Origin of the sequence: Streptomyces sp. SPB074 (assembly GCF_000154905.1) — a bacterium.
Taxonomy (GTDB): domain Bacteria; phylum Actinomycetota; class Actinomycetes; order Streptomycetales; family Streptomycetaceae; genus Streptomyces.
Genome location: NZ_GG770539.1, coordinates 350,202 through 363,064 on the forward strand (window position 1 = coordinate 350,202; position 12,863 = coordinate 363,064).

General features: G+C 75.4%; 10 protein-coding genes. 7 read left to right on the forward strand and 3 right to left on the reverse strand.

The features are described from left to right. The 6 genes from SSBG_RS01460 to SSBG_RS01485 all read left to right on the forward strand — a co-directional run. A partial coding sequence (locus SSBG_RS01460) for an NUDIX domain-containing protein (protein WP_106429294.1) occupies positions 1–1,940 on the forward strand: 1,940 nt, incomplete at its 5' end. A 281-nt stretch (positions 1,941–2,221) separates the two neighbouring features. Next, on the forward strand, positions 2,222–3,817 hold the full coding sequence (locus SSBG_RS01465) for a diaminopimelate decarboxylase (RefSeq protein ID WP_008744464.1): 1,596 nt from the start codon (positions 2,222–2,224) through the stop codon (positions 3,815–3,817). After that, positions 3,814–5,142 (forward strand): pyridoxal-phosphate dependent enzyme, encoded by a 1,329-nt coding sequence (locus tag SSBG_RS01470; protein ID WP_008744465.1) that lies wholly within the window; start codon positions 3,814–3,816, stop codon positions 5,140–5,142. The genes SSBG_RS01465 and SSBG_RS01470 overlap by 4 nt, the downstream gene beginning before the upstream one ends. Before the next feature lie 11 nt (positions 5,143–5,153). Continuing rightward, on the forward strand, positions 5,154–6,359 hold the full coding sequence (locus SSBG_RS01475) for an aminotransferase class V-fold PLP-dependent enzyme (protein ID WP_037868671.1): 1,206 nt from the start codon (positions 5,154–5,156) through the stop codon (positions 6,357–6,359). Between the two features lie 65 nt (positions 6,360–6,424). Further along, positions 6,425–7,249 carry a class I SAM-dependent methyltransferase gene (locus SSBG_RS01480; protein ID WP_199781323.1) on the forward strand — a complete coding sequence of 275 codons (825 nt, stop codon included), beginning with the start codon at positions 6,425–6,427 and terminating at the stop codon, positions 7,247–7,249. 318 nt (positions 7,250–7,567) lie between these two features. Next, a complete protein-coding gene (locus SSBG_RS01485; protein WP_037868673.1) occupies positions 7,568–8,209 on the forward strand; it encodes a hypothetical protein in 642 nt (213 codons plus the stop codon). A 123-nt stretch (positions 8,210–8,332) separates the two neighbouring features. On the opposite strand, the gene SSBG_RS01490 is transcribed toward SSBG_RS01485, so the two are convergent. The 3 genes from SSBG_RS01490 to SSBG_RS01500 form a co-directional block, all read right to left on the reverse strand. After that, positions 8,333–9,286 (reverse strand): NADPH:quinone oxidoreductase family protein, encoded by a 954-nt coding sequence (locus SSBG_RS01490; RefSeq protein WP_008744469.1) that lies wholly within the window; start codon positions 9,284–9,286, stop codon positions 8,333–8,335. 206 nt (positions 9,287–9,492) lie between these two features. Beyond that, entirely contained in the window at positions 9,493–10,059 is a 567-nt protein-coding gene (locus SSBG_RS01495) for a helix-turn-helix domain-containing protein (protein WP_234010708.1), read from the reverse strand. Between the two features lie 92 nt (positions 10,060–10,151). After that, positions 10,152–11,447, reverse strand: coding sequence for an alpha/beta fold hydrolase (locus SSBG_RS01500; protein WP_008744471.1), 1,296 nt, complete (start codon positions 11,445–11,447; stop codon positions 10,152–10,154). 215 nt (positions 11,448–11,662) lie between these two features. Here SSBG_RS01500 and SSBG_RS01505 point away from each other — a divergent pair, with 215 nt between their 5' ends. Continuing rightward, positions 11,663–12,823, forward strand: coding sequence for an ABC transporter ATP-binding protein (locus SSBG_RS01505; RefSeq protein ID WP_008744472.1), 1,161 nt, complete (start codon positions 11,663–11,665; stop codon positions 12,821–12,823). Positions 12,824–12,863 lie beyond the last annotated feature (40 nt).

A 12,863-nucleotide genomic window follows, 5' to 3' on the forward strand; every position in this document is an offset into this window, starting at 1 on the left:
CCGACCGCGCGGCGGCCCCGCTCGTCCCCGGCGAGCGCGCCGCGTGCACGGCGGACGGTCTCGTCCGGCTCGTGCGGGACGCGCGGCAGCCTCCGGTGGGCGAGGGGATCGCGGCCGGGCTCGCCCCGGGCGGGCAGGTGGTGTGGACGCGCGCGACACTGCGGGACACGGCGGGGCTCGACGCGCTCGCGCTGCGGCTCGCGGCGACGGACTCGCGGGCCTGCGCGCTGAGCCCGCTCGGCGCGCCGTCCGGGCTGCTGCCCCCCGCGGGGCCCGCCACGACGCCCGCGCTGGCGACGGACGACTCGCTCGCCTACCTCGTCGTGCGGCCGGGCGGCGCCGAGGGGACGTGGCAGGCGGGCGCGGCGTGGACGGGGCCGCACGGCTCGCGGCTGGCCGCCGCGCTGGAGAAGGCGCTGAGCGAGGGGGCCTGCGAGCCGGGTGCGCTCTGGTCGGCGCACGTGACGGCGGCGGGCAGGCTCGTGGTGAGCGCGGGGAACCTGCGCGGCTATCTCGCGGGGCACGCGGCTCCGGCGGGCTGCGCCGATCTCCTGATCAGGGACGCCTACGGCCGGGTGCTGCTGGTCGAGCCGACGTACAAGGACGGCTGGGACCTGCCGGGCGGGATGCTGGAGGACGAGGAGCCGGCGCACGCGGCGGTGCGCGAGGTGCGCGAGGAGCTGGGCATCGAGGTGTTCGCGGGGCGGCTCCTCGTGGAGGACACGGTGCCGCGCGGACGCTGGGGCCGTTCGATCGTCGCCCGGATCTACGCGGGGCATCCGCCGCACACGGTACGGGCCGAGACCCTGCGGCTCGACCCCGGCGAGATCGCGGCGGCGGAGTTCGTGGACGAGGAGGAGGCGCTGCTGCGGGTGCCCGAGGACCTCGCGAAGCGGCTCGCCGCCGCGTTCGCCGCCGAGCGGGACGGGGAGCTGGCCGAACTCCACGACGGGGTCCCGCGCACGGCGCCGGGCGCACGGCTCGCCGCGCGGGCGCGCGGGGCGCGGCTCGCGCTCGCGGAGCGGCTGGACGGACGCGGGCTGCTCGGCGCGGGGCGGCTGCGCGAGGTGTTCGTCGCGACCCCCGTCGAACGAGTGCTCCCGCAGGTCTACGCGCCCCGCCCCGGCCCGCGCGGCCACGACGGGATGCTCCAGCTGATCGACTGCCGGGTGCCGCGCGAGCTGGGCGAGTGGCTGGGCCTGGTCCACGGGGAGGCGCCGCTCGTCGTGCGGTACGGCGCCGAGCGGCCGGGCGAGGGCCCCGCCGGACGCGTCGTGCCGGCGCACGGACCGCTCGGCCTCGCCGCTTCGCCGTATCTCGGGCTGCTCCTGCTCCGGCACCTCGGCGCGGAGCCCGGCTCCTCGGTCCTGGAGTACGGGGCGGGGACGACGACCGCGCTGCTGTGCGCGCTCGGCGGGCGCGTCCACGCCGTGGAACCCGATCCGCTGCTCGCGGCGGGGGCGCACGACGGGCTCACGGCACTGGGGCTGCGCGCCGGGGTGTCGTCCTGCGCGCCGCCGGAGCTGCGCTGGGACCGCATGCTCGTCTCGCGGCCCGCCGCCGGGCTGCCCGCCGGGGCTCCGGACCGGCTGGCGCCGGGCGGCGTCCTCGTCGCCGCGCTCCTCGCGCCCGGCACCGCCTCGCCCGCCGTGGCGGTGCTGCGGCGCCCGGTGGAGGGGGGCGCGTGCGCGGGCACCCTGCTGCCGCTCCCCCGCGCCGTCGTTCCCGGTCCCCGGGGCACCGCGCCCGGACTGCGGCTCGCCGCCGCGCACCTGCTGCGCGAAGGGGGCGGCGCGGCGGGGCTGCCCGCGCTGCGGGACCTGTGGGAGGCGGCGGGGGCCCCGGAGTCGTACGCGGTGCGCAGCACGGCGGAGGGGCACCTGACGGTGGGTGTGCCGGGGAGCCCGCTGAGCTGGGAGCTGCCCCCGGCCACGGGGTGAGCGCGCGGGCCGCGGGGCCCCGCGGCCCGCAGCTTCGCGCCCGCATCCCGCCGCGCCGTCCCGCGCGCCCCCGCGCGTCCGTGCGCCGGGTGTGGTGCGGCCCGCTCCGGGTAGCGCGCGGGGGAAGGCATGGAGCGGGAGCCGGATGGACAGCATGACGGCATGACTCATGGCGTTATGACAATCATGTCAGAGAAGGCGGCGCGGGCGGTACCCGGTGCGGAGGGACTGCCGGGACGGCCCTCGCGGGGCACCGGGTCCGGACGGTGAGCGCGCCCCCCTTGCCGTCCCCCCTGTTCCTGACGCCGAGACTGGAACCGCGCCTCGGCGCGCTGCTCCGCGCGCCCGAGGTCCTGTACCCGCTCGTGGAGGGGCTCGGCAGCCCGCTCAACGTCGTGCTGCCGCAGCAGGCCGTCGAGAACGCGCGGCGCTTCGAGGCGGCGCGCGACCGCCACCACCTGCGCGGCACGGTGTACTTCGCGCACAAGGCGAACCGTTCCAGCGCCCTGGTCCGCGCGCTCGCCACGAGCCGCGCCGGGCTCGACGTGGCCTCGCTGGAGGAGCTGGCGCACGGCCTGGGCAGCGGCTTCACGCCGGACCGGATCGGCGCCACGGGCCCGAAGGAGCCCGAGTTCCTGTGGCTCGCGGCCCGCACCGGTGTGACGGTGACGGTCGAGGACCAGGGCGAGCTGGAGCGGCTGGCCGCCCTCGTGGCGCGGTACGGACTGCCGCGCGCGAAGGTGCAGTTGCGGCTCTCGGGCTTCCCCTCGCAGGGGGTGCGGCAGCTCAGTCGCCCGAGCCGCTTCGGGACGCCGTTCGCGAGCCTGCGGACGCTGCTCGACGCGGTGGAGCGGCTGCGCGAGCGGGTGGAGGTCGTCGGGGTCGCGTACCACATCGACACGACGGGCCTGCCCGAGAAGGTGCTCGCGCTCGACGGCTGCCTGCGGGCCCTCGACCTCTGCCTGGAGCGGGGGCTGCGCCCCGCGACGGTGGACATCGGCGGCGGTTTCGGCGTGAGCCACCTCGCCGACGCGCGCGAGTGGGAGGCGTACACGACCGCGCTGACGCTCGCGGCACTCGGCCGCCGGCCGCCGCTGACCTGGCGCGGGCACGGCTACGGCCTCGCCCACGAGGGCGGCACGCTGCGCGGCTCCCTCGACCTGTACCCCGGGCACCGCCCGCTCGCCGGGGCCGACTACCTCGACGCGCTGCTGCGCCAGGACTCCCCCGCCTTCGGCCGGCCGCTCGGCGAACTGCTGCTCGACGGCCTCTACGACCTCGCGGTGGAACCGGGCCGCGCGCTCATGGACCAGTGCGGGGCGACGCTGGCCCGTGTCGTGGACGTGCGCGCGGGGGCCGACGGGATCGCGCGGGTGCGGCTCGCGATGAACGCGGACGACTGCGCCCTGGAGGAGCACGGCATCCTCGTGGACCCGCTGCTCCTGCCCCGGCCCGGGGGCGCCCCGGTGCCCGCGCCGGGCGAGGGAGCGACGGCCGGGGTGTACCTGCACGGCAACCTGTGCCTGGAATCGGACCTGATCACGCGCAGGCTCGTCCAGTTGCCCAGGCTCCCGATCCCGGGCGAACTGCTCGCCTTCGCCAACACCGCCGGGTACGCGATGGACTTCAGCGCGCACAGCGCCGAACGCCGTCCGCCCGCACGGAAGGTGGCGCTGGAACAGGCGCCGGGCGGCGCGTGGCGCTGGACCCTGGACGAGCAGTGGTGGCCCACGGCGTCGGAGCCCGACCCGGCGCTCCCGCTTCCCGCCACCACCCCCACGAGCACTCCGGCCGCCCACCCGGGCGGCACACCGGGCACGACGGCAGGGGCGCGGAGCGTCCCGCCGCCGTCCGGCACGACCAAGGGACGGCTATGAGGTACGACAGCATCCTCGACACCATCGGGCAGACCCCGCTCGTACGGATCGACCCGGCGGTGCACGGACTGCGCTCCACCGAGCTCTACGCGAAGCTGGAGTTCTTCAATCCCTTCGGCTCCGTGAAGGACCGCGCGGCCTGGGGCATGGCCCGCCCCGCGATCGGCGAGGCGGCCGGGCGGGGCGCCGAGGTGGTGGAGCTCTCCAGCGGGAACACGGCGAAGGCGCTCGCCGTCATCGCCTCGATGCACGGGCTCGGTTTCCGCAGTGTCACCAACCGGATGAAGATCCCCGAGGTGAAGGAGCTGCTGCTCCTGCTCGGGGCCGAGATCGAGGAGCTGCCCGGCCAGAGCGAGTGCCTGGACCCCACCGACACGGAGGACCCGCTCACCCGTTTCCACCGTGAACTGAGCGCCCCCGGCGGTTCGTTCCTCCACACGGACCAGTACTTCAACCCGGCGAACGCGCGGGCGCACGAGGAGGGCACGGGGCCCGAGATCATCGCCGACCTCGGCGGCCGGGCGCCCGACTGGTTCGTCGCGGGGGTCGGCACGGCGGGCTCGTCCTCCGGGGTCGCGCGGGCGCTGCGGGCCGCCGAGGGGAACGTGCGGGTGCTCGGGCTCGTCGCGGAGAAGTCGGACTTCGTGCCGGGGATCAGGAATCTGGACGAGGTGCAGGAGGTCGGACTCTTCGACCCGGCGACGTACGACCTGATCGAGGCGGTCGGCTCGCTCGACGCGATCGACGGGATGGTCGAGCTGATCCGGCGCTGCGGCATCCTCGCGGGCCCGACCGGCGGCGCGGCCTACCACGGCGCGGTGCGGCGGCTGCGCGAGGTCGAGGCGAGCGAGCCGGAGCGCGCGCGCACGGCGGTCTTCGTGGTGTGCGACCGCGTCGAGAGCTATCTGAGCTACGTACGGGCCCGGCGTCCCGAACTCCTCGGCGCCACCGCCTCCCTGGCCGCGCGCACGGCCGCCTCGGTCGGCGAGGAGGAGCGGGCCGGGGTGCGCCGGATGCCGGTGGCCGAGGCGCAGAAGTGGCTGCTGCACGAGCAGCCGCTGGTCGTGGACCTGCGCGGGCCGCACGCGTACGCGGCGCAGCACATCGAGGGCTCGGTGAACATCGCGGACGAGCTCTTCGCCGAACTGCTGCGCGGCGGGCTGCCGTTCAGCAAGAGCCGTCCGGTGCTGCTCGCGTGTCCCGTCGGGGAGAAGTCGGTGGGCTACGCGGCGGTGCTGACCCGGATGGGGCACCCGGACGTGCGCAGTCTCGACGGCGGGGTCATCGCGTGGCGCGACGCGGGCGCGCCGCTGGTGCGGGAGTGAGGGGGGCTGCGGTGACCGGGGAGAGCGAGCCGTGGGAGGAACTGGCGGCCTGGCAGCGGGGGGTGCGCGCCGAGTTCCCGATCCTCGCGGCGGAGCCGCACCTCGCCTACCTCGACAGCGCGGCGACCGCGCAGAAGCCGCGCGCGGTGCTGGACGCCGTCACGGCGTACCTCACCACGAGCAACGCCAACGCGGCGCGCGGCACCTACCCGTGGGCCAATCGGACGACCCGGATGATCGAGGACGTGCGCGCGCGGGTGAAGTCCTTCCTCGGCGATCCCGGGCCGGAGCGCTCGCGGGTGCACTTCACGAGCGGGACGAGCGAGGGGCTGCGGACGATCGCGCGGGACTGGCTGCCCGGCTTCCTGCGCGACGGGGACGAGATCGTGGTGCCGTTCGCGGACCACCAGGCGAACACCTCGCCGTGGCTGGAGGCCCGCGACCTGCTCGCGGCGCGCGGGACGCGGATCACGGTGCACGAGATGCCGGTGCAGCGGGCTTCGGGCGACTACGACCTGACCGCGCTCGCCGCGCTGCTCACCCCGCGCACGCGGTTCCTCGCGCTCACCCATGTGCACCACGTCTACGGCGCGGACATGAACGTGCACCGGATACGCGAGCTGGTGGGGGACGAGGTGGTGCTGTGCCTCGACGCGGCGCAGAGCGTGGGGCACCTGCCGGTCTCGCTCGCCGCCCTGGACGTGGACTTCCTCGTCTTCTCGGGGCACAAGGCGCTCGCGCTGCCCGGCACGGGCGCGGTGTGGTCGCGCGGGCTGCGCGGCGCGCCGCTGGAGCCGGGCGGCTGGGACGGCACACCGAACACGGCGGGCATCGCGAGTCTCGGCGCGGCGCTGGGCTGGCTGGAGGACACAGGGCTGGACCGGATCGAGCGCTGGACGCGGGGGCTGGCCGCGCGGCTCACCGACGGGCTGAGCGGGCTGCCCGCGTTCGAGGTGCTCGGCTGCCCGCTGAGTCTGGTGCGGGAGACGCGGGTGCAGCAGCGGCAGAGCATCGTCACGTTCCGCCATCGGGACATCGAGTCGGTCGATCTGGGATTCATCCTGTTCAGTGAAGGATTCATGGTCAGGGCTGACGGCCTGTGCCAGGCGAGCGGAGGGGAAAAGCGCAGCTCAGTGCGGGTCAGCCTGCATGTGTACAACACCGTTGAGGAGATCGACCGGCTGCTGGTGACGCTGCGCGGCTTGACGTCGAGCTGATGGGAACCATTTTCACCTGTAGATTCGGGGGCCTCAACAGGAACAGACGGTGAGGGTGGTGCGGCATGGGTCTCTCTCTGCCCACGGCCGAGCGGTGGGTGGACCGCTGGGAACGGCAGCAGCAGCGGTACGCGGTGGACCGCGAGGAGCGTTTCACGGTCGTCACGGACGTCGTGGAGCACGTGACGGAGGGCCAGGCGCGCCCGTACGTGGTCGATCTGGGCTGCGGGCCCGGCTCGCTGCCGGCGCGGCTCAGCGCGCGCCTGCCGCACGCCCGGATCGTCGCGGTGGACATGGACCCGCTGCTGCTCGAACTGGCCCGCACCCGCCATCCCCGCGCGGCCCGGTACGTCCGGGCGGTCATCGGCGAGGACGGCTGGCTCGGGCGGCTCGGGCTGAGCGGCCCGGTGGACGCGGTGGTCTCCACGACGGCGCTGCACTACCTGCCGGAGGCGGACCTGCGGCGCGCCTACGCCGACCTGACGCGGGTGCTGCGCCCCGGCGGGGTGCTCGTCAACGCCGACCACCTCGGCTGCGGTTCGGCCGCGCTCGCCGGGATCGCCGAGCACGTCGGCGCGCGCCGCGCCCGGCGGGCCGGAGCGCTGGACAGCGAGGACTGGGAGAGCTGGTGGGCGGCGGCGGCCGACGACCCCGAGCTGGGCGAGCTGTGCGCGCGCCGGGAGCCGAGCCGGTTCGCCGGGACGAGCGGGCTGAGCCTGCGCAAGCACGTCGAGCTGCTGCGCGCCGCCGGATTCGCCCACGCGGGTCCCGTGTGGCAGGTGGGGACGAGTCACGTCCTGGTGGCGGTGCTTCCGGAAAGGCCGGGAAACAGCGCGCCGCGCACGGGCCAGGAGGCCCGGGAATTCTGCACTCTGCACAATGCAGAATGACGGCGCCTCACTGATTTACACAGAGTCGCATCGCACAGGGTGCGGAGTTCCAAGATCAGGGGCGAGTTCTGCGCGCTCGCCGGGAATCGGGCGGCGGCGGAATGCGAGAATCCGTCACCCGATTCCGCCCCTTGGTGCGGCGTCACGCCTGTTCAGCGCGGTGCGCCCGCTCGCTTTCCGCTTCCCCCCGCACCCTTCACAGCCCCCGGCAATTGCCGTGGAAATGTGGCGGGAATTGAGCGGAATGAGGACGGCGGATAGCGGAATAATCACAGACGGCGAGGGAATCGCGGCTGCCGACGCGGAGGACTGCCTGCTGTGCACGAAGAGTTCGTGTGTCATCTCACCGCTTATGGCATGAGCGCGGGGACCAGGGTCGGCGTTCCGCTCGGCACCTACCGCGCTCCGTCACTGTCGCTCGCCGTGAACTGGCTGCGCGAGCGCGCCGAATGGCTCTCCAGGATGCTCGACCCGAGGCCCGACACGCCCTGGCTGCCGCCGGGGACGCTCGTGGAGGCGGCCGAGCGGGCGTGGGCGGTGCCCGAGACGCTCCGCGCCTGGAGCGCGGACATCAACGGCCACCTCCGGCTCGCGGAACGGCTGCTCGCCGGCGACCTCGTGGAGGTGCGCTGGTACGACGAGACCACCGAGTACGAACTGCTCGCCGAGTCGGTCGACGCGGCCCGGATGCGGCGCGTGGACGTCTCCGGGCAGGAGGCCGCCGGGCACCCCGACGTGGACGGCACGGACGAGGAAGGCACCCTCGCTCTGCCCGTCGTGCGCGCCGACCTGACCGAGGCCGCCACGCTGCGCTTCGCGGCCGTCGAGATCGAGGCCCGCAGCCTGGGAGCGAACTGCTACTTCGGCTTACGGGTCCCACCCCCCGCCACGCCGGAGGAGCCCCGCCCCCGGCCGCGCGCGGCCCGCCTGCGGGAACGGCTCGGGAGACGACGGGACTGAGGCGGCGGCGCCGAGCCGGGGGCCGTACGGATACGCCCGCTCCCCGGAGGCCCCGCCGGACATCTTCGCCCAACACCCCGGCGCCCCCTCGCCCCTCGCCCCGCGCCCCGCGCCCCGCGCCCGTCAGGGCAGCACGCAGATCCGTCCCGTCGAGCGGCCCCCGGCCACGCGTCCCACCGCCGAGGCGGCCTCCTCCAGCGGGACGCGCTCCGAGACGAGCGGCTTGACGACGCCCTCGGCCGCGAGGCGGGTCAGCTCCCGGTGGCACGCGGCGATCGTCTCGGGCGCGTACCGCGCGTACAGGCCCCAGTGCAGGCCGAGAATCGCGTAGTTCTTCACCATGGCGTGGTTGAGCGCGGGCGCGGGGATCGTGCCGCTCGTGAAACCCACGACGACGATGCGGCCCTCGAAGGCGACGCACTTGGCGGACTTCGTGTAGGAGTCGCCGCCGACCGGGTCGTAGACGACGTCGGCGCCCCGCCCGCCGGTGAACTCCTTGACGGCGGCGACGATGTCGTCCGTGTGCCGGTCGAGCACCAGGTCGCAGCCGAGCGCGCGGGCGGCCTCCGCCTTGCCGGGGCCGCCGACGACTCCGATGACGCGCGCGCCCGCCGCCTTGCCGAGCTGGACGGCCGCGCTGCCGACGCCGCCCGCCGCCGCGTGCACGAGCAGCGTCTCGCCGGACTGGAGACGCGCCCTGCGGTGGAGCCCGAACCAGCCCGTCTGGTAGCCGATGTGCAGCGCCGCCGCCTCGGCGTCGTCCAGCGCCTCGGGCGCGGGCAGGCTCGCCGCCTCCTCCAGGAGCGCGTATTCGGCGAAGCCGCCGTGCGGCAGGACGGGGGTGCCGATGAGGCGGCGCCCGTCCTCGGCGCGTCCGCACAGCTCGACGCCCGGCGTGAAGGGCAGCGGCGGCCTGATCTGGTACTGGCCCCGGCACAGGAGGGCGTCGGGGAAGTTGACGTCGGCCGCGAGCACCCGGACGAGGAGCTGCCCGGGGCCCGGCTCGGGCCGCTCCGTCTCGACGAGCCGCATCACCCGCTCGGGCTCCCCGGTCTCCGCCACCTGCCATGCCCGCATGGCCGCTCCCCTCTCCTCGCGCCTCGGCCGCCCGGCCGGCGCGCTCGCGCGCCCGCCGCCGGACCACCCGTGGAGCGGCATACTAAGCGGTCGGTAAGGGTGAGGGGAAGACCGGCCGCTCCTGCCCGCCGGGCCGGGGTCCCGGCTGCCGCGCCGCGCCGGTCACGGGGCACCGGCTGCCGCGCCGGGGCGGTCACGCGCCGCCCTCAGTCCGCCTTCTTGCGTCTGGGTCGCGCCCGTACGTGCATCCGCTCCCCCTGCGGCCCGAAGAGCACGAGGAGTTCGACCGGCTTCTCGTCCAGGAGCCCGAACCAGTGCGGGACACGGGTGTCGAACTCGGCGGCCTCGCCCGGTTCGAGGATCAGGTCGTGCTCGCCGAGGACGAGCCGGAGCCTGCCGTGCAGGACGTACATCCACTCGTAGCCCTCGTGCGTGCGCGGGTCAGGTTCGCGCGAGCCGCCCTCGATGATCATGCGGTACGCCTGCACGCCGCCCGGGTGGCGGCTGAGCGGGTACATGCGGCGCTGGTGCCGCACGATCGGCTCGGCGCGCACGCGCGGGTCGGCGACCGGGCGGGTGCCGACGAGTTCGTCCAGCGCGACCCGGTGCGCGCGGGCGAGCGGGAGGAGGAGTTCGAGGGTCGGGCGGCGCAGCCCGGATTCGAGGCGGGAGAGCGTCGAGACGGAGATGCCCGTGCTCGTGGAGAGCGCGGCGAGGGTCATGCCGCGTTCCTTGCGCAGGCCGCGCAGCCGCTCCCCCACCCCGGCCAGGATCTGCTCGGACGCCTCGTCGCCGCCCCCGGCGAGCGCCGCCTCGGCGGACCCCGCGTCGGGGGCGTCCCCCGGGCCTTCGGCCCGCGCGGCGCTCACGCGTCCCCGCGCACGAGGGCGAGCAGCCGGTCGAGCACCGGGCCCTGGCGCAGTCCGTCGTGCTCGAACTCGTCGGTGACCCACGTGCGCAGGCCCTTGATCGCGTGCGCGGTGCGCAGCGAATGCGCGGTGTCGACGTACATGTCGTCGTGGTAGACGGCGGCGGCGACGGGTACCTCGTTGCGGGCGAGCCGGCCCGCGTCGTAGAGCGGGGTCCAGTCGGTGCGCTGGGCGAGGAGTTCGGCGGTCTCGCGCAGCGGCGAGAGCGAGGGGTCGCACGTGAAGGACCAGGGGTGCACGGACTCGCCCGTGAGGAGGACGGGGGCGTCGCCGGCGAGCGCGCGCCCGGCGTCGAACTGGGGGAACTCGGTGCGGACGCGTTCGGCGGCCCAGCCGGTGGGGCGGTGGTCCTGGGCGTAGATCGACTCGTGCAGGAGCGCGTAGAGCGGGTGCGCCGCGTAGGAGAGGGCGGCCTGCGCGGCCTCCTGGAAGGAGTCGGAGAGCTGGAGCCCGGTGGCGGTGCGGACGAAGGCGTTCTCCAGCAGGTAGTGCAGCGTGTGGCTGCCCGAGCCGCCGCCGAGCGCGATGCCGAGCGACTGGAACGCCTCGACGGTGAGCCGGTAGCCGCCGTTGAGCACCGGGCGGTGCTCGGCCAGGTGCTCCGCGACGCGGCGCACGCGGTCCACGTCCTGGGGGTAGCGGGCGTAGTGGGCCGCGACCTTGCGTTCGACGCGGGGGTAGGCGGCGCGGTAGACGTCGTCGGCGTGCGCGTCGAGCGAGGGCAGGCCGCCGGTGACGAGCGCGGCGCTCAGGCCCTCGGGGGCGCTGGAGAGGTAGTGCGTGACGCAGAAGCCGCCGAAGCTCTGGCCGAGGACGGTCCAGGGGGCGCCGCCGGTGAGGTGGTGCCGGATCAGTTCGGCGTCCTTGACGATGGAGTCGGCGCGGAAGCGGGCGAGGTGGTCGGCCTGCTCGCGCGGCCCGCCGCGCAGCGGGAGCGTCTGGCGGTTGGCGGGGGTGGAGCGGCCGGTGCCGCGCTGGTCCATCAGGAGGACGCGGTAGTCCTCCAGCGCCCGCCCCAGCCACGCCTCGCGGCCGACGAAGCGGCGTGCCGCGTTGCCGGGCCCGCCCTCCAGGTAGAGCAGCCAGGGCCGCTCGGCGCCGCCCCGCGCGGTCGAGACCACTTCCCGGCCGAAGACCTCGATCTGTTCGCCGTCCGGCCGCTCGTGGTCGAGCGGGACGGTGAACATGCGGTCCGTGAGGACGACGCCGGGCTGGCGGTACGTGGCGGCCATGGTGCTCCTGCCGGGTGGGTGGTGCCTGGTCGCTCCCAGTTGAGCACACGGGGCGCCCGGCCCGCGTCGCGGCTCGGCCCGTACGGCGGGGGGGCGGCGCGCGGGGCCGGACGGACCGGCCGGGATGCGCCCGGAGCGCCGCGCGGAGATCCTGTCCCGTACACGAGAGGAGCCGCCGGGATGAGCACTCTTCCACGACAGGCCGGAGCCGTCCGATGATCCGCTTCGACCACGTCGGCAAGCGCTACCCGGACGGCACCGTCGCGGTGCACGACCTCTCCCTCGATGTCGCGGAGGGGGAGCTGGTCACGCTCGTCGGGCCTTCGGGGTGCGGGAAGACGACGACGATGATGATGGTCAACCGGCTGGTCGAGCCGACCTCGGGGCGCATCGAGGTGAACGGCGAGGACATCGCGGGCGTGGACCCGGTCGCGCTGCGCCGCCGCATCGGCTACGTCATCCAGCAGGTGGGCCTCTTCCCGCACCGCACGGTGCTCGACAACACGGCGACGGTGCTCTCGCTGCTCGGCACGAAGCGGGGCCGGGCCAGGGAGCGCGCGCGGGAGCTGCTGGACCTCGTGGGGCTCGACCCGGAGACCTTCGGCCCGCGCTACCCGCACCAGCTCTCGGGCGGGCAGCGGCAGCGGGTCGGGGTCGCGCGGGCGCTCGCGGCCGATCCGCCCGTGCTGCTCATGGACGAGCCCTTCGGCGCGGTGGACCCGGTGGTGCGCGAACGGCTCCAGAACCAGTTCGCCGACCTCCAGCGCAGCCTGCGCAAGACGGTGTTGTTCGTGACGCACGACATCGAGGAGGCGGTGCGGCTCGGGGACCGCATGGCGGTGTACGGGCCCGGCCGCATCGAGCAGTTCGACACGCCGCAGACCGTCCTCGGGCGGCCCGCCACCTCGTACGTCGCGGAGTTCGTCGGCGCCGACCGGGGCCTGAAACGGCTGTCGGTGACCGAGATCAGGCCCGAGGACCTGGAGGAGCCGCCCCTCGTGGCGCGGTCCGAGCCGGCCGCGCGGGCGGCGGCGCGGCTGCGGGACGAGGGCGCGCGCTGGGCGGTGGTGCTCGACGGGTCGGGCGAGCTGCACGGCTGGGTGGGCGTGGACGAGGTGAGCGGCGGCGGGGAGCGGGCCGTGGGCGAGCTGGCGCACCGGATGAACGCGTGGGTGCCGCTGGGTGCCCCGCTCAAGCAGGCGTTCGGCGAGATGCTCCAGCACGACGCGGGCTGGGTCGCGGTCCTCGACGGGGCGCGGTTCCTGGGCGTGCTGACCCCGGGCAAGCTGCACGAGGCGCTGCGCCGCTCGGTGGACGCGGACGCGCGCGGCGTGGAGCGCGGGGACGTGGACTTCGAGTCGGTGGCGGACGCCTGAGGGGTGGGCGCACGGCGGCCCGGCGGGGGGCGGGGCGGGA

What these genes read in the sequence shown, in the direction of transcription:
- SSBG_RS01470 (WP_008744465.1), top strand. Translation starts at nt 3,814, where the DNA reads ATGAGGTACGACAGCATCCTCGACACCATCGGGCAGACCCCGCTCGTA.
- SSBG_RS01480 (WP_199781323.1), top strand. Translation starts at nt 6,425, where the DNA reads ATGGGTCTCTCTCTGCCCACGGCCGAGCGGTGGGTGGACCGCTGGGAA.
- SSBG_RS01490 (WP_008744469.1), bottom strand. Translation starts at nt 9,286, where the DNA reads ATGCGGGCATGGCAGGTGGCGGAGACCGGGGAGCCCGAGCGGGTGATG.
- SSBG_RS01500 (WP_008744471.1), bottom strand. Translation starts at nt 11,447, where the DNA reads ATGGCCGCCACGTACCGCCAGCCCGGCGTCGTCCTCACGGACCGCATG.
- SSBG_RS01505 (WP_008744472.1), top strand. Translation starts at nt 11,663, where the DNA reads ATGATCCGCTTCGACCACGTCGGCAAGCGCTACCCGGACGGCACCGTC.